Genomic DNA, 20,806 nt, shown 5'->3' with positions numbered 1-20,806 from the left:
CCGTCAGCGCCTTACGCGTGATCGCGCGAGCCGTTAATCCGTCACGACCGCGATACGCATCCGGTTGACGATCTCCGACATCCGCCACGTGCGCGACGCCGCGCTACGCGCGCAAATCGTCGCGTTCGAGGCGATGACGAATGTAAGGAATGCCATCGTGCACGACGCTCACACGCCGCATGCCGAGCTTGCGCGCCACGTTCAGCGAGCCGCCGTTGGCCTCCGCGATATCGGCGATCACGCGCGGCAGGCGCAAGGTATCGAACGCGTGCCGCACGACGGCCGCCGCGGCTTCGCTCGCGATGCCGCGCCCCCACGTCGCCCGCACGAGCCGCCAGCCGATCTCGACGTCGCGCGAGCCGTCCTTGTAGTCGGGAATCAGCAGGATCCAGCCGACGAACACCTCGGGCGCGGCCTTCTCGAAGATCGACCAGTAACCGAGGCCCGGCGGATAATCGCGCGTGATCCGATGCTTGACGAAGCGGCGATGCTCGACGGGGTCGTGCCACGGGCCCGCGATATGCCGCGTGACCTCGGGATCGCGATCCATCTCGAGGCATGCATCGAGATCGGCCAGCACACGTGGACGCAGCCACAGCCTCGCGGTTTCGAGCGCGGGCAACGGGGCGGCGGAATGGTCGTTCATCCGGACTCCTGATTCGGTGACGATGCGCATCGAATGCATTACAGAACTGATACAAAAAGCCTTCCAGAATGATACAGGCACCTGTCGCGTGCCTCGCGCGGTGCCGTTTCCGTTTCCGAAACAGTGCATTTCGTAGGGATTATTCCCGATTCGGGCGTATCGCGCCCCACGTCGCGCGGTGCGCAAGCCTACACTCGATCAGTGCGCCCGCACCGCGCGCGAGCGGGCCGGCATCCGCATGCCTGTCGCGAGCGCGCAAGCCAACGAGGAGACCCGGACATGAGCTGGACCCGCGAGCAACGCAACGTCACGATCGCCGCCTACCTGGGCTGGACGCTCGATGCGTTCGATTTTTTCCTGATGGTTTTCGTGCTGAAGGACATTGCCGCTGAATTCGCGTCGACGATCCCCGCCGTCGCGTTCGCGCTCACGCTCACGCTCGCGATGCGCCCGCTCGGCGCGCTGATCTTCGGCCGGCTCGCCGATCGCTTCGGTCGCCGCCCGACGCTGATGGTCAACATCGCGTGCTATTCGCTGCTCGAACTTGCGTCGGGTTTCGCGCCGAGCCTGACCGCGCTGCTCGTGCTGCGCGCGCTGTTCGGCATCGCGATGGGCGGCGAATGGGGCGTCGGGTCCGCACTGACCATGGAAACCGTGCCGACCCACGCGCGCGGCGTCGTGTCCGGGCTGCTGCAGGCCGGCTATCCGAGCGGCTATCTGCTCGCGTCGGTCGTGTTCGGCCTGTTCTACCAATACATCGGCTGGCGCGGGATGTTCATGGTCGGCGTGCTGCCCGCGCTGCTCGTGCTGTACGTGCGTGCGCACGTGCCCGAATCGCCGGCGTGGAAACAGATGGAGAAGCGAGCGCGCCCGAGCCTCGGCGCCACGCTGAAGCAGAACTGGAAACTCACGCTCTACGCGATCGTGCTGATGACCGCATTCAACTTCTTCTCGCACGGCACGCAGGATCTCTATCCGACCTTCCTGCGCGAACAGCATCACTTCGATCCGCATACCGTGTCGTGGATCACGATCGTGCTGAACGTCGGCGCGATCGTCGGCGGCCTGGCGTTCGGCGCGATCTCGGAGCGGATCGGCCGGCGCCGCGCGATCTTCATCGCCGCGCTGATCGCGCTGCCCGTGCTGCCGCTGTGGGCATTCTCGAGCGGCGCGATCGCGCTCGCCGCCGGCGCGTTCCTGATGCAGATCTCGGTACAGGGCGCGTGGGGCGTGATACCGGTTCACCTGAACGAGATCTCGCCCGACGAAATCCGCGCGACCTTCCCCGGCGTCGTCTACCAGCTCGGCAACCTGCTCGCGTCGGGCAACGCGACGATGCAGGCGTCGCTCGCCGTGTCGAACGGCAACAATTACGGCTTTGCGCTCGCGCTCGTGGCCGGCATCGTCGCCGTCGCGATCGCCGTGCTGATCCTGTTCAGCCGCGAACGGCGCGGCATCGACATGACGCAATCGGTCAATACGCGTAGCACCGTCGGGTGAACCCGCGTGTTGCGGCACCGCATCATCGCTCGCGCCCCGCCCGGCCGCGAGTCGGTGCCGCGCTTTCCGCACCCGCACATCGAACTAGAGGAATTGGTCCAGATTCCGCGCTTGCCCCCTCCACCCGCGTTTTTTTATCTTAATAAAAACGACTGTTTGAATCGAACAATCAAAATCACCTGTTCGCGGCCGGGAAACCGGCATGGGAGGCGGAACATGGCAGTAAGTCAGGAGGGGCGGCCATCTTCGGGACGGCCGTCCGGGGCACGGTCATCCGGCACGCGGCAGACCGGCGGGACGAAGGCCCGCATTCTCGATGCGGCCGAGGATCTGTTCATCGAACATGGCTTCGAGGCGATGTCGATGCGGCAGATCACGTCGCGCGCGGCGGTCAATCTCGCCGCGGTCAACTACCACTTCGGCAGCAAGGAAGCGCTGATCCACGCGATGCTGTCGCGCCGGCTCGATCAGTTGAACCAGGAACGCCTCGGCATCCTCGACCGCTTCGACGCGCAGCTCGGTGCGCACATCACCTGCGAGCACGTGCTCGGCGCGATGTTCATTCCGGCGCTGAAGGCGTCGCGCAACCCCGAACGCGGCGGGCCCGGGTTCCTGCGGCTGATCGGCCGCGCATACACCGACCCTTCGCCGTTCGTGCGCAACTTCCTGACCGCGCACTACGCGAGCGTCGCGGGCCGCTTCTTCGACGCCTTCCAGCGCGCGCTGCCGCACCTGCCGCGCACCGAGCTCGGCTGGCGGCTGCACTTCGCGATCGGCGCGCTGTCCGGCGCGCTCGCGGGCGCCGAAACGGAAAGCCTGATCGACGAATTCTCGCAAGGCCGCACGATGAACGACGTGCAGATGATCGCGCGGCTGTCGTCGCTGATCGTCGCCGCGCTGAAGGCGCCGATGCCCGACAGCGCGCAGCTGTCGATCTTCGCGGCCGTGCTCGACGACGCGGGCGCAAGCGAAGCGTTCGGGCTGCCGCAGTCGTGCGCGGCGACGACCGCCGAGACGGCCACGCTGCATTCCACGAACTGAGCGCGCGAGGCCAACGCGCGGCTGCCTGTTCACGATTTGATTGATACGCGCGGTCGGGCGCGGCGTCGAGACGCCCGCGCCGGCCGGCCGCGAAGCACGGGGCATGGGCACGCGCCGAAGCGCGGCCCTCGCCGAGAGCCAAGACCGGAGACACGTCATGTCATCTTCCGCAGCACCCACCTCGGCCCAGCTTCCGCCGAACACCGACGGCATCTGGTACGCGTCGTACCCGCCCGGCGTCCCGCACGAGATCGACGTCACGCAATACGCGTCGCTCGTGCAGTTCTTCGACGAATGCACGACCCGCTTCGCCGAGCGCGTCGCCTACGTGAGCGCCGGCGCGTCGATGACCTACCGCACGCTCGCGCGGAAGGTCGACGCATTCGCGTCGTATCTGCAAAGCCTCGGCGTGAAGCCCGGCGACCGCGTCGCGATCATGCTGCCGAACACGTTCCAGTATCCGGTCGCGCTGTTCGGCGCGCTGAAGGCCGGTGCGATCGTCGTCAACGTGAATCCGCTCTATACCGTGCGCGAGCTCGCGCACCAGTTGAAGGACAGCGGTGCGCAGACGATCGTCGTGTTCGAGAACTTCGCGCGCACGCTGCAGGACGCGCTGCCCGAAACGCAGGTGAAGCACATCGTCGTCACCGCGCTCGGCGACCTGCTCGCTGACGGCTTCAACGCGAAAGGACGCCTGATCAATTTCGTGCTGAAGCACGTGAAGAAGCTCGTGCCGGCCTACCACCTGCCGCAGGCGATCCGGCTGCGCTCCGCCCTCGCGCTCGGCGCGCGCGGCAAGCCGCAGCCGGTGCCGACCACGCGCGACGATCTCGCGTTCCTGCAGTACACGGGCGGCACGACCGGCGTCGCGAAAGGCGCGATGCTCACGCACGGCAACCTGATCGCGAACCTGCTGCAGGCGAAGGCCTGGATCGCCGACCAGGTGTCGGGCGACGTCGAAACCGTGCTCACGCCGCTGCCGCTCTATCACATCTATTCGCTGACGGTGAACGCGTTCATCTTCATGGGGCTCGGCGGGCGCAACATCCTGATCGCGAACCCCCGCGACATGAAGATGGTGATGAAGATCATCCGCCACGAGACGTTCACGGGAATCACCGGCATCAACACGCTGTACAACGCGTTCCTCGACAACGAGGAATTCCGCAAGCGCGACTTCTCGAAGCTCAAGCTCGCGATGGCGGGTGGGATGGCGATGCAGCGCGCGGTCGCGGAGCGCTTCCAGCAGGTGACGGGCCGGCCGGTGGTCGAAGGCTACGGCCTCACCGAATGCTCGCCGATCGTCACGATGAACCCCGTGGACCTGAACGACATGGCCGCGTTCAGCGGTTCCATCGGCCTGCCCGCGCCGTCGACCCTCGTGCGCTTTCGCCGCGAGGACGGCACCTGGGCCGCCATCGGCGAGCCCGGCGAGCTGTGCGTGCACGGCCCGCAGGTGATGCGCGGCTACTGGCAGCGCCCCGACGAGACGGCCAAGGTGCTGGATGCCGACGGCTGGCTCGCCACCGGCGACATCGGCGTGATGGACGAGCGCGGCTTCATCCGCCTGATCGACCGCAAGAAGGACATGATCCTCGTGTCGGGCTTCAACGTGTATCCGAACGAGATCGAGGAAGTGCTCGTGATGCATCCCGGCATCAGCGAGGCCGCGGCGATCGGCATTCCGGACGCGGTACAGGGCGAGCGGATCAAGGTGTTCGTCGTGCGCCGCGACCCGTCGCTGACGGCCGAGGACGTGCTCGCGCACTGCCGCAAGAACCTGACCGGCTACAAGATGCCGAAGTTCGTCGAGTTCCGCGACGCACTGCCGCAGACGAACGTCGGCAAGATCCTGCGCCGCGCGCTGCGCGACGAGGAACTCGCCAAACTCAATGCCGCGAAGCAGAGCTGAACGATCCATCGCTCCGGGAGACGCCGTCGATGAACGAAGGAATGAAACGCCGCGCGCGGCATGCCGCGGCGGCAGCCATCGCGGGCGTGCTGTCGCTCGCACAGGCAGGACTGCATGCACAGGAGACGGCAGGCGCCGCGAGCGCGGCACAGGAAGTCGCGCTGCCGGCAGACCTCGCGAAGGTCACGCACGAGCCGCTCGCGCAACAGGCGCGCTGGCTGCGCACGGCGGCCCAGCGCGGCACGCTCGCGCAACTCGACGACGCGACGCTCACGGCGCTCTTCAAGGCGCTGGACCCGCTCGCCGTGCCGCTTTACATCCGCAACGGCCCGAACGGCTATCCGTCCTACCAGTTCACGATGGTGCGCCAGGAGCGCATCGGCGGAAAATGGTCCGACACGCCCGACCGCATGCTCGTGAAGACGACCCGCGAACCGCTGCGCGTGTATGCGAAATGGCTGCCGGGCGGCGCGCATGCCGGACAGGAGACGATCTACGACACGACGCAGCGCAAGGACGAGATGTATGGCCACCTCGGCGGCCTGCTTGGCAAGATTCCGCTGTGGACGGCGATCGACGGCGCGCTGGCGCGCGCCCAGTCGAATCATCAGGTGAAGGATCTCGGCACCGAATTCATCGCGAACCTGTACCTGGCCGAAGGGAAGAAATACCTGGAAGCCGGCGTGCAGCGCCCGACGGATGTGGAAGCCAGGACGATCGGCGGCGTGCGCGTCGTCGCGCTCACCTACGAAACGCCGACCGGGCGGCCGCAGTTCTATGCGAAAAAGGAAGTGCTGGGGCTCGATCTGCACGCACCCTATTTCCGGACCGTCGAATCCTATGACAACGACGGCAGGATCTTCGAGCGGATCGTCATCGAGAAAATCGCGCCGACGCCGCTCGACGACACCGCATTCGACCCGAAAAATCCCGACTACGCGTTCTGACGCGCGCTGGCCGGCCGGTTTCGGGCTCAGTCGTCATCGTCGTCGTGGTGCCGATGCCGGTGCTTGTAGTAGTGCTTGCGCCACTTGCGGTAACGATCGTCGTCGTCATCGCCGTAATAGCCGTACCCGTAGCCCGGATAGGCGACCACGGCGGGTTGCGGCGCCACATAGACCGGCGCCGGCTCGACATAGACCGGCGCGACCGGTACGCCGATGCCGACCGACAGGTCCACATGGCCCGCCATTGCACTGCCCGAAACGAGCAACGCCATGCTCCCGATCATCCCTGCCACTTGCCTCTTGTTCATGCTCCGCATCCCTGATAAGCCGGCCCGCCCGGCTCGCGCGACCAATGTAAGCGCGGTGTGCGCGCCAAGGTGATACGGGGCGGCGAGAGTCGTAACGCGACGTAACCGAACGGCTTTCGCCGTTCGGCCGAATCGCGAAAATGCGCGGGAACGTCTATAGTGGGTTACGGTTCGACACAATCACGACTGCGCGCTTCCCTATCGAACAAGGTAGAATTCCGCCAAACACCATGTGGACGAACACGCCACACACACGCACAACATATTCTCTGACGCAGGCTCCTGCCGCACCTCAATGGCCAATCCCGCAGAATCCCATCCGCAAAACGACTTCATCAATTCGGCGCGCAAGGAACGTAAGCGTGTTGAAATCTATCTCGTCAACGGCATTCGTCTGACGGGGTGTATCGAGTCGTTCGACCAGTATCTGGTGATGCTGCGCACCCCCGTGGGTCTGCAAGGCATCTACAAGCGTGCGATTTCCACGATCCAGCTCGACACGGGCGGCTCGCGCCCGGGCGGCGGCCCCCGCGGCCCGCGCACCGGTGGTCGCCCCGGCGGCCGTGAAGGCGGCGGTCACAGCCCGTACGGCTCGCACGGCGGCCCGCGCGAATCGCGCGGCGACGGCGGCTACGGCTCCCGCGAGCCGCGTGAAGGCTACGGTTCGCGCGAACCGCGCGAGGGTTACGGCTCGCGTGAGCCGCGCGAAGGCTATGGCGCGCCGCGTGAGCCGCGCGAAAGCTACGGCGCGCCGCGCGATACCGGCGACGCATCCGGCAACGCCGCACCGTCGGATTCCCGCGGCGGCAACGGGCCGGTCATCGTGACGCGCCGCCGGCGAATCGTGCCGGACGGCCAGTAAAACAAAAAGGGCAAGCCAACCGGCTTGCCCTTTTCACTTGTACGACCGGCGCGGCACGTCGCCGCGCCGCCGCTACCGCGTTCAGCGTGCCGTCGTCGGCAGGCCCGCGTTGGCCTCGCGCTGCAGCGAACGCACCTGCTGCTGCAACGCCCGCAGTTGCGCCTGAAGCTGGGCCTGTTGTGCCTGCAGCGCCGCCGTTTCGCTCCGCACGCTCTTCTGGCGATCCGCCACCGCCGCCTGCTGCTGGCGGGCGATCGAGATGTCCGCCTGCAGGCGCCGCGCGCGGTTCTGCGCGACTTCGATCTGCTTGTCCATCTGCGCCTTCTGCGATTCCAGCTTCGCCGCCCGCAGTTCGTCGACGGCCAGCCGCTCGGCCTGGCGCGAGAAATCGCGATAGATCGCTTCCGCCCGCGTTTCGTCGTAAGTCTTGATCACGCGCCAGAACGCCTTCTGCTGGAACAACGCGACGAAGTACGCACCGTCCTTGACGTTGAACAGCAGGCTCGCGCCGTAGCTGCCGTTGTAGCTCGTGCGCATTTCCGTCAGCGAATGCGCCTGGATCTGGCGCTGCAAGTCGTCGACCGTGCTCGGCCCCGTCGTCTCGCCGGCCTGCGGCTGCACCGACGTCTGCGCCTGCGAGTCGATCACCGGAATCGCGGCCACCGGCGCCGACGCCGGCTGCACCGCCGACGAATCGCTGCCTGCCAGCCCCTGCGCGAACGCGCCGTGCATGCCTCCCACCATCGCGAGCACTACGCTCACCCGCCCCAACCCCGTCATATGGCTCATGAAGTTCTATTCCCGCCCGAGTCGTTGTAATTCACCGCGATTTTATCTCATTAATTACTCGCTTTCGCGGGTCTCGGGCTCTTCGTCGAAGATCTGGTATTTGCGCATTTTTTCCCACAACACCTTGCGGCTGATGCCGAGCTGCTGGGCCGTGTCCTGACGCCGCCAACCGTTTGCGTCGAGCGCCGCGATCACGCGATTGCGCTCGTTCATGTCCCACTTGCTGCGATCGACGAACACCTCGGCCGCGCTCTCCGCCGGCACCGGCTGGGCCGAACTACGTGCGTGCGCGATCAGCCGCTGCAGCCGCGCGGCATCCCAGCCGCCCGTCTGCCGCACCGTCACGCCGACGCGCTCGGCGAGGTTGCGCAGTTCGCGCACGTTGCCGGGGAAGTAGCTGTCCGCGACCGAATCCGTGAGCCAGTACGGCAGATCGGACAATTCGGCGAGCCGCTCCGCGCCCACGACCTGCGCGACGAACGACTTGAACAGCGCGATCTTGTCCACTGCACCACGCTCCTCCAGCGACGGAATGCTCAGCTCGATCACCGCGAGCCGGTAGTACAGATCGGCGCGGAACAGCCCATCCTTCACGAGCTGCGGCAGTTTCTTGTTGCTCGCCGCGACCAAGCGGAAATCGACCTTGACCGGCGCCGTCGCGCCGACCCGCAGCACCGCGCCGTCCTCGAGCACGCGCAGCAGCTTGACCTGCTGGTACAGCGGCAGATCGCCGACTTCGTCGAGGAACAGCGTGCCGCCGGCCGCCTGCTCGAAATAGCCTTTATGCGCAACAACCGCGCCGGTGAACGATCCTTTCGCATGGCCGAAGAACAGCGATTCGAACAGGCCGTCGGGAATCGCGCCGCAGTTCACCGGCACGAATTCGCCGTGCCGGTAGCGTGAATGCTTTTCGTGCAGCAGTTGCGCGATGCGCTCCTTGCCGACGCCGGTTTCGCCGTGCAGCAGCACGTTGGTGTCGCAGTCGGCGAACGTATCGACTTCGTGCAGCAGTGCCTGCATCGATTCGGAGTGCGCGACGAGTTCCGACGGCTGCAACGTTTCGGCCGCGTGCGCGCGCAGTTGCGTGACGAGCTTGCCGATCATGCCGCGCAGTTCGGCGCACGTGAAGTCGAGCGGCAGGATGTGCGAATACTCGGGCGGATACTGCGACGCGTCGTGGTCGCGCGCGGCGCCGACCCAGACCACCGGCATGCCGATGTTGGCCTGCCAGTCGCGCAGGAATGCCGCGCCGCCTTCGATCATCGTCACGCTGATGATCGCCAGCGACCGCCGCAACGCGGCGCGCTCGGGCGAGACCGTCGCGTTGTCGGCACGGATCACTTCGACGTCGAAGCTCGCCATGCATCGGGCGACACGGTCGACGATGTCCGCCTTGCCTTCCCAGACGTACAGGTCGAGCTCTTCGATTGCGGGCGTATTTCTCATCTGATGTGCTTCTTCAGTAAACCGTTTGGGCGACCCCGCAATTGAGCGAGATCTGATGGATCGTCGCCGCGCCGACCTGGACGCCGAGGAGATTCAGCAGCGGAACGAGGACGGCGTCAAGGCTCGACAGCAGCGGGCCTAACAGACCGCTCAAAAAACTGAGCAACGTGGACACGAAATTTCCCGGGACCGTCAGGACGTTGGCGCCGAACAGGCCGAGGTTGACGGTGATATTCGCAGCCGCGAGTTGCGTCAAAGCCGAGCTAAGGGCCGAGCCGAGTGCATTCGAATTCACTGTCCAGTAATTCGCCTCGATCCCCGGTACGCCACTGAACGTATGCGATTGGGACGCGCCTTGGACCTGAACCGATATGTTGGACATGGAAACTGTCAACTGGGCCAGCCCGAGAACATTGGAATTGATGATCTGTGCGGGCGACGTACAGCTGTAATTCGACGACAGGCTGATCTTGCCGGATGAATCGAGCGGCGGTTTGCCGATGCACAGATTGGCCACGCCCGGTTGCGCAGTAATGACCACCGTACTTGCCGCCTGTGTGGAAGCGCATTGCGTCGAGTTCAACGTGGCGGTGCCGGTACCGGCCTGAAGATAAATCGGCAAATTGACATCGACGTTCACGTTGAGCAACGCCAGCAAAGCGCCCAGCAGCGGCAACTGCGCCGTCCCAAGATAGACATTCAGATACACACCCACCGCCGCCGTCGACGCCTTCGTCCGCCATGTTCCCGTCGCCGGATCGATCCCGCCCTCACCGACACCGATCGACGGCGGGCTGATGATCTGCACCTGCAACTGCGTCCCCGTCAGCCCGCCGAGATTCACGGACGGCACGTTGACCGCCACCGCCGGCTTGCCCGTTGCCGCGATCTCGGCGCCGACCAGCAGCAGATCGAGCAGATCCACCTGCGCGTTGAGTGCCGCCTGCGTATCCGCAAGCGCGACGTTCAGCAACCCGCCCGCGCCGCCGAGGCCGATCGACGTGCCCGGAACGTTCGCGTTCAGAATCGCTTGCAGCGTAGCAATGCTCGCCTGCAGGCTTGCGTTCGCGATGGCCGTCTTCGTGGCCGCGTTCACCATCAACTGGATCAGTTGAGGCAACGTGAGCTTCAGCGCGAGCAGTTGATCGACCGTCCCGACGCCCGCCGCCACGACGAGGTCGCCGACCGTCACGTTCGTGCACGCAAGCGCTTGATACGATGCGATGTTCAGGTTCAGGTTGGCGCCGAGCAGCGCGCCGATCAGCCCGTTGACGAGGCCCGGATTGCCGGACGCCGGCGCGGATCCGTCCGCGCAACCGACCCCGCCGAGCGCGGCGAGGGTCGCACCGACCGAGAACGTATCGATGTTCGTCGAACGTGCGGTCGATACCGCGGACACCGTCTGCGGCGGCCCGACGAAGAAGAACGGCACCTGACGCGTGACGATCACCTTTGCGGCGTTCAATTGCGTGGTCCCGGATGTCGCGGCAGCGTAGTAGCTGGGTGCCGGGTTGGCAGACGTATCCCAACGACCGCATTCGATGTTGATCGTGTCGCCGTTCGACGCGTTGAGTCCGTTCGACTGTGCGTTGCTGGTCGCGGTGGCCGTCGGCTGCGAACAGGCGTCGTCCATCCGCTGCACGGCCGCAAGCGCGGCCATGTCGGCAATCCGCTGCACGTCCCGACGCTGGTAAAAGAGATTACCGACGCCAATGGCGCCAAGCGTCGTGATGGCGATCAGCGTCGCGATGATCGCCATCACCGAGAACGCGCCGCGCTGTCGTGACGCGCGGCGGATCGTGCCGCCACTGTGCCGGGTCGTCACCGTTTTGCTCCGTCAGCGTGCGAGATCGCCACCGGACAGTCCGCCGCTGCCGCTGCCGCCGCTGTTACCGCCGCCCGATGCCGACATCGTGCCGAACCACTGCGGAATCGGTGTCTTGAACGAGTCGATATAGCGCTGATAGGCAAACGTGCCGGCCGCGCCGTCGATCGGTTGCGGCGTGGCAGCCGCGCGATTCGAACGCTGCAGGTCGAGCAGCGCGCCGGTTGCATGGCCGATTTCGGACGCCGGCGCGTCGCCTTGCGCCTGCGCGACGCCCGCACCCAGCGAGCATGCAAACGCGATGCCCACGGCCCGCACGCGGATTGAGGAAAGGTGAAACATGATCGCCTCCGTGAATATCGTCGTTATCGCGCGAAACGCTGCAGCAGCGGCACGGCAAGATCCAGATTGTCGCTGCTCGCCACCGACGGCGCGGACACATTGGCCGGCGCATATGCGATGGCGCGTTGCTTCGCGCGCATCGCGGCCGCGACCTTCGTCTCGTCGTCGCGAATCTGGCTGCGCACCGCGGGCGACAGCTTCTGTTGATCCATCAGCCGTCGCGCGTCCTTCGCATGACCGGTCGCGAGCAGGTAAAGCACGAAGTTGCTGAGGATCTTCGGGTTCTTCTGCTCGAGTTCGGCCGCCTTCAGCAACGGCACGCGCGCACCTGCCAGATCGCCTTCGCGCATCTTCGAATACGCGAGGTCGGACAACGTCGCCGCATCGGTCGGAGCAAGCGCCGTCGCCTGTTCGAGCTGCTGCGCGGCCAGCGCGAAATCGCCGCGGGCGCCGGCGGTCAGGCCCAGCCCGCGATAGCCGCGCGCCGCGAGCGGCGTCGTCAGCAACTTCGTATAGGCGGCCACGCCGGCGTCGTACTGGCCGGTCGCGCGCAACGCATCGGCGCGCAGCAGGATCGTGTCCGGCGATGCGCCATATTGCTTCTCGTACTGATCGATGTGCGCGAGCGACGCAAAATACAGCCCCTGCGCCTGCATCCGGTCGATCAAACCCAGATACATACCCGGCGTATCGGGCTGCGCATTCTTGTCGGCAGCGGCCTGCATCAACGCGCCGCGTTCGGCCTGGGCACCAATTCCGTACCCGGACTCCTTGAACAGCGAGCACCCGCTGGCAAGCAATGCGCACGCCGTCGCGCCTGCGATCGTGCGAACCCAATCCAATCGATTCATCTTGTGTCGCTCCTTCCCCTCATACCGTATCAGCGCTGAAACGCAGCGAGCGCGGACAGTACGGTCATGATCCCGGGCCCCGCGGTCACGATCAACAGTGCCGGCAACAGCGTGACGATCATCACACCGGTCATCTTCACCGTCAGGCGGCCGATCTGCTCGCGCAGCGTCGCGCGACGCCCTTCGCGCAGACGGTCGCCGAATTGTTTCAGCGGCTCCTGCACCGCGCCGCCATGCTTGTCGACCTGAATCAGCAAGCGGACAACCGCGCGCAGATCCTCGTTGTCGAAACTGTTCGTGAGGCGTTGCAGCGATTGCTCTCGCGTGCGCCCGGCCGCGAACTGCCGCTGCGCGACGCCGAGCTCCCACGACAGCACCGGCAGCATCGTCTGAAAATCGTGCGTGACGACCTGGATGCTCTGGTCGAGCGACAGGCCGACGCCCTGCAGCAGCCGCAACATGTCGACAAGCAGCGGCAGTTCGGCCCCAATGCTCTGTCGGCGCGCGGTCGCGCGCCGCCGCACGTAGATTTTCGGCAGCATGTAGCCGGTCACGAGCGCGACGGAGATCCACAGCGGCCAACGCGCCTGCTGTCCGCGGCCGATCAGCACCAGCACGGCGAGCGCAGGCAGCAGGATCGCGCAGACGATGCGCGCGCCGACGAACAGCGCTCTGGCACGCACATCGACGAAACCGCACTGCTCGAGCAACTGGCGATCTTCGTCGGCGATCAGGTACCGGCTGAAGCCGGACTCGAGCCACCGCATCCCGACGTCTTCGAAGCGCTCTCGCAGCCCCGCGAAGCGGACGCGCGGCGCGGCCGGCGCCACGGCGTCACCTGCAGGCTCCCCGGCACCGGCGCGCGCGGCGGCCGCTTCAGCTGCAGCGGTCCGGCGCTCGAGCGCATTCACCAGCGCGCGCTCGGCACGCTGCACGAGCACGATGCGAATGATCGCGAGCGCGGCGAGCATCAGCACGCCGACCGATCCGAGCACAAGGGCAAGTGCTCCTAAGCGGTTTGCATCCATCGATTCACCTCAGCCGCGCGAGCCGGTACAACCAGAAGCCGCCGATCGCCTGCAGCACGAACGCCAGATAAATCATCTGCCGCCCGTTATCGTCGCTCCACATCGTCGTGAAGTAGCGTGGGCTCGTCGCGATGACGAAGCTGCCGACCGCGATCGGCAACAGCGCCAACACCCATGCGGACAGCCGGGTTTCGGCCGACATTGCGGACAGTTCGCGTTCCGCCTGCTCGAGATCGCGCATGAACGCCGACATCCGGTCGAGCATCACGTCCGCCCGCCCGCCGTAGCGGACCGACAGACGCAGCACCGCGCCGACGAGTTCGAATTCGCGGATACGGTAGGTGTGCGCGATGTGCAGCATCGCGCGATCGATCTCCACGCCGGAGCGCAACATCCGCGACACATCGTCGAGGCAGCGGCGCAGCGGCATCTCGGTCGTCTGAAGCGCCGACTGGAACGCCGCCGGCACGCTATTCCCGAGCGTTACGAGCCGCACGATCCCGTCGAGAAACGACGGCAACTGACGGACGATCTTCAGGCGGCGCCGGCTGATGCGCGACGTGATCCACAGCACGACGAGCACACTGCCCGCCACGGCCGCGGCCGCCGCGGCGAACACGCCGCCAGCCATGCCGGCCCACAACGCGAGCAGCGCAAGGACCACGAGCGCCAGCACGAAGCCGGTGCGCACTTCATCGAGGCCCGCACGATCGGACAGCACGGTCCACGCGTCGAACGCCGACGCGCGCCAGCGCGCGAACCCATGCTCGGGCGCCTGCGCATTCGCCGTACCGGCTGCCGGGTTGCGCGCGATGCGCGTCTCGCCAGCCGGGGCCGCGGAGCGCGTGCCCTGTCCCACCCGGCTGTCGAAGAACCGCTGCGCATGCGCGCGCCCTTCGCGCACCTGGCTTCCGCGCCACAGCAGCAACCCTGCGGCCGCGCAGATCAGCGCGAACATCAGCGCGAGCACGGTGGCGCTAGACATTGAAGCCTCCGCCTCGCCCGAAGTTGCCGCCGAACCCGCCGCCGCCGGACGACACCAGCGTGCTGCGGAAACGTGCCAGCTTCGGCGAATGCGGATGAATGCCGAGCGACTCCCAATGATCGATCTCTTCGCCCTCCGGCGTGACGCGCGCCTCGTAGCGATACAGCTCCTGCGTCGATACGATGTTGTCCGACATGCCGGTGACTTCGGTAATCGACAGGATGCGACGGCGACCGTTGGACAGCCGCCCGATCTGCACGATGAAGTCGATCGCGTTGGCGATCTGCCGCCGCAGGCTTGCTTCGGTGCCCTGAAAACCCGCGAAACCGGCCAGCATCTCGAGCCGGTACAGACATTCGCGCGGCGAGCTGGCGTGCACGGTGCCCATCGATCCATCGTGGCCGGTATTCATCGCCTGCAGCATTTCGAGCACTTCGCCGCCGCGCACTTCGCCGACGATGATCCGGTCCGGCCGCATCCGCAGCGTGTTTCGCAGCAGGTCGCGAATCGTCACGATGCCGCTGCCGTCGAACCCGCCGGGACGGCTCTCGAGCCGCACGACGTGCGGGTGATTCAACGACAGTTCGGCCGTATCCTCGATCGTCACGACGCGCTCCGCCATCGGAATGTGGAACGCCAGCGCGTTCAGCAGCGACGTCTTGCCCGAACTGGTGCCGCCCGACACGAGGACGTTACAGCGCGCGTCCACCGCGGCCTCGAGCAGCCGGCCGATTTCCTCGTTGTAGGTGCCGTTGCCCAGCAGGTCCTCGGGCTTCAGCGGATCCTTGCGGAACTTCCGGATCGACACGACCGGGCCGTCGATCGACAGCGGTTCGATCACGACGTTGACCCGCCCGCCGTCGGGCAGCCGCGCATCGACCATCGGGTTCGATTCGTCGAGCCGACGGCCGACCGGCGCGAGAATCCGTCGCACGATCCGCAGCAGATGCGCGTTGTCGGTGAAGCGGATTGGCAGCTTCGACAGGATCCCGTGGCGCGACACATAGATGTCGTTGTAACCGTTGATCAGGATGTCCTCGACGTGCGGGTCCGCCAGCAGGTCTTCGATCGGCCCGAAGCCGGCGAGCTCCTTCGTCAGCGCCTCGGCCACCGCACGCACCTCGCTTTCGTTGAGCGGGATGCGCCGCAGCCTCACGAAGCTGTCGATTTCGAGATCGACGAACTGGTTGATCGCCTGTCGCGACCAACGGCCGAATTCGGCACCGAGTTCCTCGATCCGCGTGAGCAGGTGCTCGTGCGCGGCATTCTTGATGTCGTGGAACTGTTGCGTTTGCGAGAACGGCGCGGCGCCGTCGGCAAATTGAATGTCGTGTGCCATCGCTTACGACCGCTTCGTTGAGGATTGAATGATTCGCTTGAGCGCCGAGAGGCCGCCGGCCGCACGCTGTGCCGCGCCGGGCGCCGACGCGCCTGCGAGGCGCTCGACCAGCGTCCCGAGCGCGCGGACGTACGGATCACGTTCCGCGACCTCGGCGATCAGTTTGCCCTGGTTCGCCGCATGCCCGATCGACACGCGCCGCGACGGCAGCGTCGCGACCAGCGACAGTTCGAGCCGTTCGGCGATCTGCGCGGGCATCAGCCCGAGCTCGGCATCGAACTGATTGACGACGAGCCGGATCCGGTCGGTCGCGGCGCCTGCCTCACGCAAGCCGTCCAGCATCTCGACGGCCGACACGACCGATGCCACGCCCTGATCGCAAACCAGCCATGCTTCGTCCGCCAGGTTCACCACCTGTGCGACGAATTCGCGATTCGGGAAGCCGCCAAGATCGACGATCTGATGATCGAAGAACGCCCGCAGCCGGTTCAGCAACGCCGCGCACGACGCCGTCGCCACGTCGCGCAGCTCGGCGAGATTCGGCGGCAGCGTCGTCAGCGCGACGCCGCTCGAGTGGCGCGCAAGTGCCGTCGTCACAAACGTGCGGTCGATCCGGCGCAGGTTGCGCACGGCTTCGACGAAATGGAATTCGCAGCGCGTGTTCAGGAACAACGCGCCGTCGCCGGCCGGCAGCCCGAGATCGAGCAGCGCCGCCGTGCGTGCCGGGTCGGCCGGCCGCCGCTGCATCAGCACCGACAGGTTCGCGGCGAGCGTGCTCACGCCCATCCCTGCGCGCGCGCCGAGCAACGCGGTGACCTTCCCGTGGCGATTGGCCGGCTCGCCGACATTGTCGAGCAACACGCGCGTGATCCGCAGTGCCTCGTCGGCCGGGGCGGAAAAATCGACGAAATCGCGCACACCGGCGCGCAGCGCGGCGAGTGCCCCTTCCGGTTGCGCGAGCGAGCCCAGTGCGACGACGGGTACGCCCGGATGCGCCGAGCGTACTGCTGCGACCACCGTGCTCGCCGCCGCGCAATCGCCGGAAAAATCGATGAATACCAATGCCGGATTCAACACGCCGATACGTTGCGACAGAGCGGCGCCGTCGAGCGGCACCCCTTCGACCGCGCCGGCGGACATCAGCGATTGCGACAGCCAGTGCACATGCTCCGCAAGCGGGGATGCGCAGACGAAGTGGTCGGTGACGGCGGGCTCAGCCAAAGAATAGGTTCTCGCATTCATCTTGGATACTCCCAATGAAGCAAGGCATCGCGTCGTGCGCGACGGCCTGCGCGGTCCGGTAACGATTCGGCGCGCTCATTTCGAGAACCCCGGCCCTGCGTCCGGCGACGCCATGCCGCCCAGATACGAACGCCACACCGGGCCATCGCGCTGCTCGGACAGTTCGCCCGGCGTCGCAGGCAGCGGAGCGCCCTGCGCAATCGGTGCAACGAGATGTGGCGTCACGATGATCACGAGCTCCTTGTCGTTCTGCTGGTAGTTCAGATTCTTGAAAAACGCGCCGATGATGGGCAGATCGCCAAGGAACGGTACCTTGTTGACGTTGGACGTGGTCTCGCGGTCGATCAGGCCGCCGATCACGAAGCTTTCGCCGTCGCCGAGCTCAACCGTCGTGTCCGCGCGCCGCGTCGTCAGCGCGGGCACCTGCACGCCGTTGATCGTGATCGAATGCACGAAGTCGAGCTGGCTCGATTCGGGCGCGACCTTCAGCGCGATCCGCCGCGGGTTCAGCACGGTCGGCGTGACCGTGAGCCCGACGCCATAGGGTTTCCATTCGATCGAGATCGTGCCGAGCGATTGCGGCACCGGCACCGGAATCTCTCCGCCCGCGAGGAAGTTCGCGCTCTGACCCGACAACGCGACGAGCGTCGGCTGCGCGAGGACGCGGGCCAGGTTGTTCGCCTCGAGAATCGACAGGTCAGCGAACAACCCGCGGGACATGGAATGGATGACGAGATTGAACGCCGACGAAATCGGCACGTTCGTGTTGTAGGTGAGCGAGCTGTTCGGAGAACCGCTAATCGACGTCAGCCCCGTCGGCGCGAAGGCCCCGAACGCAAAGCCGTTGCTCTGCTTGAAGAAGTTCAGGCCCGCCTGCTTCAGCACCGAACGGCTGAATTCGACGACACGCACGTCGACCTGCACGACGTTCTTGCCGGAGATCGTCGACGCATCGAGCGTGGTCCCGTCCTTGCCGCCGACCGTCTTCGCCGCATGAACCGCCCGCTGATGCCCGTCGAGCGTGCCCGACGCACCGCCAATCACCGTCGTGCCGCCGTACGTGTTCACGCTCGGCGACGCGCTGTCCAGCAGTGCCCGCGCCGCACCGCTCGTGACGTTCACGTTGTAGACGGTCGGCTCGTCGCGGCCGCGCTCCCAGATCATCACGTTCGTCGCACCGGCATTCTTCGCCACCAGCAGCACGCCGCCGCGTCCGCCCTTCACGACGAGCACGTCGGCCACCGACGGGTCGCCGACCGCGACCCGCTGCAGCGCGCGGCCCGTCGCAAGCTGCCGCTGCGCGCCGACGGCAAGACTGATCGTGCCGCTCGTGTCGGCCGCGTCCGACAGCGGCGGCATCGCCAGTGCGCTCAATGCAATAGCCAAACCAATCAGTTTCTTTTTCATTGTTTTGCCGTCTTCGTCCCGCTCAATAAGCGACCGTCTCGGTTCGCCCACCCCGAATCACTTCGATGCTGCCGCCGCTCGGATGCCGCGCGACCACCCGTGGCGCCACACGCGGGGCCGGCGCCGGCGCGCTCTTCGACAACTCGCCCAGCACCACGCCGGCCGCGGCAAGCGCCGACGGACTCTTGTCGTCGCCGACGCGAACCGCGACGGTCTGCGCCGCGACATCGTCGTCGCGCGGATTACGCAACGCGAGCACGAGCCGGCCGCTCTGCTCGGCGAGCGTCAGCGCGTCCACCTGTGCGGTCGGCACCGCCAGCACCGCGGTCCGCACCCCGACCACCGAGCCGTTCGAACTGTCTCGCTCGGTCGTTGCGTCGCCGAACGACAGCACGCGGACCTTCGACATCAGCAACCGCGCCTGGGTATTCACGATCTCGGCCGTGGACGTCCCGCCGATCGCCACGCCGGTCCCGTCGCGCTTCAGATTCAGGAACACGTCGACATAGTTGCCGGGCCGCACGCGGTTGCCGACTGCGTTCGTCTCGTCAACCTTGATCGCGACGGCGCGTTCTCCCGGCGCGATCTGCTCGGCGAGGCCGGACGACAACGCGCTGGCGACGACGGCCGCCTGCGCGGGAATGTCGGCTGCCGGAGTGCGACCGACCAGTTGCAGCGGATCGGCGAACGCCCCCTGCGGCGCGGCGGTCGACTGCTGGACCTTCAGCGCCTCGGCTGGAATCGGCTGGCCGGCTTGCAACGGCCGCGTCGTCACGACGACCGGCACGCTTTGCGTCGCGCCCGTTGCGGCAACCGGCGCGATGTCGGCCGGCTTGCGACCGAGCATCCACGCATAGATGCCGAGCAGGATCGCGATCGCGATCAGCAAGCCTGCAATGATCTTCGTCAGGTTGTTGGCCATGGTGTCGTTATGTTTTCCCGCTACTCACGATTGAATTCTCCGCGCAACATTGCCGATCGGGCGCCCTCGATCTGGCACGACGCTGTCATTGCCGTCTATATGATGTTGACCGGGCTGATCTGCACCATCGCAGTTCCGGTGAGTGTCGACGGCACCGGCAACAACGAACCGAGCAGCGGGAACGACGGGATCAGCGGGCTCTGCGAGTAGGGGTAGGTCAGCGTGATCTGCACGCACAGCATCGTCGGATCGTACGAACAGTTGCCTTGCTGCGTGGGCGAGCATGTCGCCCCTTTCAGCCACATGGTCAGGTTCGTCGCGGCCGTGCATGCGGCCTGGGCCCGCGCCGCCAGCGCAGCTTGCTGCGCGGCCTGCACCGACGCGGCCGCACCGACCTGCTGATAGTTCAGCGCGGCGCGCGCGCCTTCCGTGGCGGCAAGCGTCAGGTTTTGCTGGGCCGCGAAGATCATCCCGTACGTGATGATCGCGTACAGGATCAGGAAGAACACCGGGAGCATCAGCGCAAATTCGATCGCCGTCGCGCCGCGCTCGCGACGCCGCATCCCGGATGCCGGACGAACCGACGTCATTGCATTCCTCCGGTCGCGATCCGGTACACGCACCACAGCGCCGCGGGAATCACGAGAAACGCGGCGTACGGCGAGGCTCGGAAACCGGCGATCTGCATCGTCGGGGAACGCCGCTGCCACAGTGCCGACACCGGCGTACGGGTGGCGAAGACCAGCGTACCCGCATGCGCGAATGCCAGCAGACTCGCGACGATCCAGAGCCACAGCAGCGCATGCGGGCCGCACCACGCGCCCAGCACCGCGAACACCTTGACATCCGCGGCGCCCATGACGCGCAGCACAAAAAACGGGAAAAGGCCGAGAAAACCGACCAGTGCTCCAATGAGCGCCTGATTCACGGTTATGCCGAATGGATTATGTCCGGCGAGCGCAAATGCAGATACGAATCCACCGATCACCAGTGAATTCGGTATGCGCCTATGCCGGATGTCCTCGAGCGCGACAAGCGTCGCCCACGCGAGGAAAACCCCGACGCCAGTTAGCAGGATCATTTACGCCCCGAACGGCAAAACTTACCGCGCGGATTGCCGAAGCAATCCGCGCCCCTGACAACAGGGAAATGAGCGAAAGCTCGTTCGTTATGCCGTCGGCAGCTTGCTCGCGATGTAGCTGAACGCTCCCGAGATGCCGCCCGTCAACGTGCTCATGGCGCTGACGAGAGCGACTGCGATAAGTCCGGCGATGAGGCCGTACTCGACTGCGGTAACCCCGTCTTCTTCCTTAAGGAAACGCTTGATGATTGCTTTCATTTTATTCCTCGTGCCTGTATTTACGTTTTCTGGCCTTTTATACGTATACGTCCCCGCATATCTGGCCATTTGCCC

At 66.0% G+C, this 20,806-nt stretch carries 21 protein-coding genes; 5 read left to right on the top strand and 16 right to left on the bottom strand.

What is annotated here, in order from left to right:
• Positions 1–103: 103 nt before the first annotated feature.
• On the bottom strand, positions 104–646 hold the full coding sequence (locus LGN10_RS10525; RefSeq protein WP_226223200.1) for a GNAT family N-acetyltransferase: 543 nt from the start codon (positions 644–646) through the stop codon (positions 104–106).
• Between the two features lie 279 nt (positions 647–925).
• On the opposite strand from LGN10_RS10525, the gene LGN10_RS10520 reads away from it, so the two are divergent.
• The 4 genes from LGN10_RS10520 to LGN10_RS10505 all read left to right on the top strand — a co-directional run bounded on the left by LGN10_RS10520 (position 926) and on the right by LGN10_RS10505 (position 6,046).
• Complete coding sequence (locus LGN10_RS10520) at positions 926–2,146, top strand: MFS transporter (protein ID WP_099316353.1); 1,221 nt, start codon at positions 926–928, stop codon at positions 2,144–2,146.
• Positions 2,147–2,362: 216 nt separating this feature from the next.
• A complete protein-coding gene (locus LGN10_RS10515; RefSeq protein WP_059575710.1) occupies positions 2,363–3,187 on the top strand; it encodes a TetR/AcrR family transcriptional regulator in 825 nt (274 codons plus the stop codon).
• 157 nt (positions 3,188–3,344) lie between these two features.
• Entirely contained in the window at positions 3,345–5,099 is a 1,755-nt protein-coding gene (locus LGN10_RS10510) for an AMP-binding protein (protein WP_060010068.1), read from the top strand.
• A gap of 29 nt (positions 5,100–5,128) precedes the next feature.
• Positions 5,129–6,046, top strand: coding sequence for a DUF1571 domain-containing protein (locus LGN10_RS10505; RefSeq protein WP_104012236.1), 918 nt, complete (start codon positions 5,129–5,131; stop codon positions 6,044–6,046).
• Between the two features lie 26 nt (positions 6,047–6,072).
• Here the strand turns inward: LGN10_RS10505 and LGN10_RS10500 are convergent, their stop codons facing one another.
• Positions 6,073–6,354, bottom strand: a complete 282-nt coding sequence (locus LGN10_RS10500) for a hypothetical protein (RefSeq protein ID WP_059638786.1) — start codon at positions 6,352–6,354, stop codon at positions 6,073–6,075.
• A 295-nt stretch (positions 6,355–6,649) separates the two neighbouring features.
• Between LGN10_RS10500 and hfq the strand changes: the two genes are divergently transcribed.
• Complete coding sequence (gene hfq / locus LGN10_RS10495; protein ID WP_012492570.1) at positions 6,650–7,216, top strand: RNA chaperone Hfq; 567 nt, start codon at positions 6,650–6,652, stop codon at positions 7,214–7,216.
• An 81-nt stretch (positions 7,217–7,297) separates the two neighbouring features.
• Here the strand turns inward: hfq and LGN10_RS10490 are convergent, their stop codons facing one another.
• The 14 genes from LGN10_RS10490 to LGN10_RS10425 all read right to left on the bottom strand — a co-directional run bounded on the left by LGN10_RS10490 (position 7,298) and on the right by LGN10_RS10425 (position 20,731).
• Positions 7,298–8,005 (bottom strand): DUF2968 domain-containing protein, encoded by a 708-nt coding sequence (locus LGN10_RS10490; protein WP_060965983.1) that lies wholly within the window; start codon positions 8,003–8,005, stop codon positions 7,298–7,300.
• A gap of 54 nt (positions 8,006–8,059) precedes the next feature.
• On the bottom strand, positions 8,060–9,451 hold the full coding sequence (locus LGN10_RS10485; protein ID WP_059638789.1) for a sigma 54-interacting transcriptional regulator: 1,392 nt from the start codon (positions 9,449–9,451) through the stop codon (positions 8,060–8,062).
• Between the two features lie 13 nt (positions 9,452–9,464).
• Entirely contained in the window at positions 9,465–11,276 is a 1,812-nt protein-coding gene (locus LGN10_RS10480) for a TadG family pilus assembly protein (RefSeq protein ID WP_226223198.1), read from the bottom strand.
• A gap of 12 nt (positions 11,277–11,288) precedes the next feature.
• Positions 11,289–11,618, bottom strand: a complete 330-nt coding sequence (locus LGN10_RS10475) for a DUF3613 domain-containing protein (RefSeq protein WP_059638791.1) — start codon at positions 11,616–11,618, stop codon at positions 11,289–11,291.
• Positions 11,619–11,641: 23 nt separating this feature from the next.
• A complete protein-coding gene (locus LGN10_RS10470; protein ID WP_059638834.1) occupies positions 11,642–12,469 on the bottom strand; it encodes a hypothetical protein in 828 nt (275 codons plus the stop codon).
• A gap of 29 nt (positions 12,470–12,498) precedes the next feature.
• Positions 12,499–13,497, bottom strand: a complete 999-nt coding sequence (locus LGN10_RS10465) for a type II secretion system F family protein (RefSeq protein WP_059638792.1) — start codon at positions 13,495–13,497, stop codon at positions 12,499–12,501.
• A 4-nt stretch (positions 13,498–13,501) separates the two neighbouring features.
• The gene (locus LGN10_RS10460; protein ID WP_059638793.1) at positions 13,502–14,482 is read right to left on the bottom strand and encodes a type II secretion system F family protein; all 981 of its coding nucleotides are present in this window, start codon (positions 14,480–14,482) and stop codon (positions 13,502–13,504) included.
• A complete protein-coding gene (locus tag LGN10_RS10455) occupies positions 14,475–15,821 on the bottom strand; it encodes a CpaF family protein (protein ID WP_059638794.1) in 1,347 nt (448 codons plus the stop codon). The genes LGN10_RS10460 and LGN10_RS10455 overlap by 8 nt, the downstream gene beginning before the upstream one ends.
• 3 nt (positions 15,822–15,824) lie before the next feature.
• Positions 15,825–17,063 (bottom strand): fimbrial protein, encoded by a 1,239-nt coding sequence (locus tag LGN10_RS10450; protein ID WP_059638795.1) that lies wholly within the window; start codon positions 17,061–17,063, stop codon positions 15,825–15,827.
• 75 nt (positions 17,064–17,138) lie between these two features.
• On the bottom strand, positions 17,139–18,470 hold the full coding sequence (locus LGN10_RS10445) for a type II and III secretion system protein family protein (RefSeq protein ID WP_124657954.1): 1,332 nt from the start codon (positions 18,468–18,470) through the stop codon (positions 17,139–17,141).
• Positions 18,471–18,492: 22 nt separating this feature from the next.
• Complete coding sequence (cpaB, locus tag LGN10_RS10440; RefSeq protein WP_226223197.1) at positions 18,493–19,392, bottom strand: Flp pilus assembly protein CpaB; 900 nt, start codon at positions 19,390–19,392, stop codon at positions 18,493–18,495.
• A gap of 95 nt (positions 19,393–19,487) precedes the next feature.
• Entirely contained in the window at positions 19,488–19,982 is a 495-nt protein-coding gene (locus tag LGN10_RS10435) for a TadE/TadG family type IV pilus assembly protein (protein ID WP_124657952.1), read from the bottom strand.
• Positions 19,979–20,473 (bottom strand): prepilin peptidase, encoded by a 495-nt coding sequence (locus LGN10_RS10430; protein ID WP_124657951.1) that lies wholly within the window; start codon positions 20,471–20,473, stop codon positions 19,979–19,981. The genes LGN10_RS10435 and LGN10_RS10430 overlap by 4 nt, the downstream gene beginning before the upstream one ends.
• Positions 20,474–20,560: 87 nt before the next feature.
• Positions 20,561–20,731 (bottom strand): Flp family type IVb pilin, encoded by a 171-nt coding sequence (locus tag LGN10_RS10425; RefSeq protein WP_059638800.1) that lies wholly within the window; start codon positions 20,729–20,731, stop codon positions 20,561–20,563.
• Between the last annotated feature and the right edge of the window lie 75 nt (positions 20,732–20,806).

It is taken from the genome of Burkholderia sp. AU32262, assembly GCF_020419985.1.
Classification (GTDB): Bacteria; Pseudomonadota; Gammaproteobacteria; order Burkholderiales; family Burkholderiaceae; genus Burkholderia; species Burkholderia semiarida.
Note: the sequence above shows the minus strand (reverse complement) of the source record. Positions and strands in the feature narration are given on the sequence as shown.

Coding starts and splice junctions, on each gene's coding strand:
- LGN10_RS10490 (WP_060965983.1), bottom strand. CDS start 8,005: ATGAGCCATATGACGGGGTTGGGGCGGGTGAGCGTAGTGCTCGCGATG.
- LGN10_RS10465 (WP_059638792.1), bottom strand. CDS start 13,497: ATGGATGCAAACCGCTTAGGAGCACTTGCCCTTGTGCTCGGATCGGTC.
- hfq (WP_012492570.1), top strand. CDS start 6,650: ATGGCCAATCCCGCAGAATCCCATCCGCAAAACGACTTCATCAATTCG.
- LGN10_RS10515 (WP_059575710.1), top strand. CDS start 2,363: ATGGCAGTAAGTCAGGAGGGGCGGCCATCTTCGGGACGGCCGTCCGGG.
- LGN10_RS10505 (WP_104012236.1), top strand. CDS start 5,129: ATGAACGAAGGAATGAAACGCCGCGCGCGGCATGCCGCGGCGGCAGCC.
- LGN10_RS10430 (WP_124657951.1), bottom strand. CDS start 20,473: ATGATCCTGCTAACTGGCGTCGGGGTTTTCCTCGCGTGGGCGACGCTT.
- LGN10_RS10520 (WP_099316353.1), top strand. CDS start 926: ATGAGCTGGACCCGCGAGCAACGCAACGTCACGATCGCCGCCTACCTG.
- LGN10_RS10450 (WP_059638795.1), bottom strand. CDS start 17,063: ATGAATGCGAGAACCTATTCTTTGGCTGAGCCCGCCGTCACCGACCAC.
- LGN10_RS10425 (WP_059638800.1), bottom strand. CDS start 20,731: ATGAAAGCAATCATCAAGCGTTTCCTTAAGGAAGAAGACGGGGTTACC.
- LGN10_RS10445 (WP_124657954.1), bottom strand. CDS start 18,470: ATGAAAAAGAAACTGATTGGTTTGGCTATTGCATTGAGCGCACTGGCG.
- LGN10_RS10525 (WP_226223200.1), bottom strand. CDS start 646: ATGAACGACCATTCCGCCGCCCCGTTGCCCGCGCTCGAAACCGCGAGG.
- LGN10_RS10470 (WP_059638834.1), bottom strand. CDS start 12,469: ATGAATCGATTGGATTGGGTTCGCACGATCGCAGGCGCGACGGCGTGC.
- LGN10_RS10455 (WP_059638794.1), bottom strand. CDS start 15,821: ATGGCACACGACATTCAATTTGCCGACGGCGCCGCGCCGTTCTCGCAA.
- cpaB (WP_226223197.1), bottom strand. CDS start 19,392: ATGGCCAACAACCTGACGAAGATCATTGCAGGCTTGCTGATCGCGATC.
- LGN10_RS10435 (WP_124657952.1), bottom strand. CDS start 19,982: ATGACGTCGGTTCGTCCGGCATCCGGGATGCGGCGTCGCGAGCGCGGC.
- LGN10_RS10510 (WP_060010068.1), top strand. CDS start 3,345: ATGTCATCTTCCGCAGCACCCACCTCGGCCCAGCTTCCGCCGAACACC.
- LGN10_RS10485 (WP_059638789.1), bottom strand. CDS start 9,451: ATGAGAAATACGCCCGCAATCGAAGAGCTCGACCTGTACGTCTGGGAA.
- LGN10_RS10475 (WP_059638791.1), bottom strand. CDS start 11,618: ATGTTTCACCTTTCCTCAATCCGCGTGCGGGCCGTGGGCATCGCGTTT.
- LGN10_RS10500 (WP_059638786.1), bottom strand. CDS start 6,354: ATGAACAAGAGGCAAGTGGCAGGGATGATCGGGAGCATGGCGTTGCTC.
- LGN10_RS10460 (WP_059638793.1), bottom strand. CDS start 14,482: ATGTCTAGCGCCACCGTGCTCGCGCTGATGTTCGCGCTGATCTGCGCG.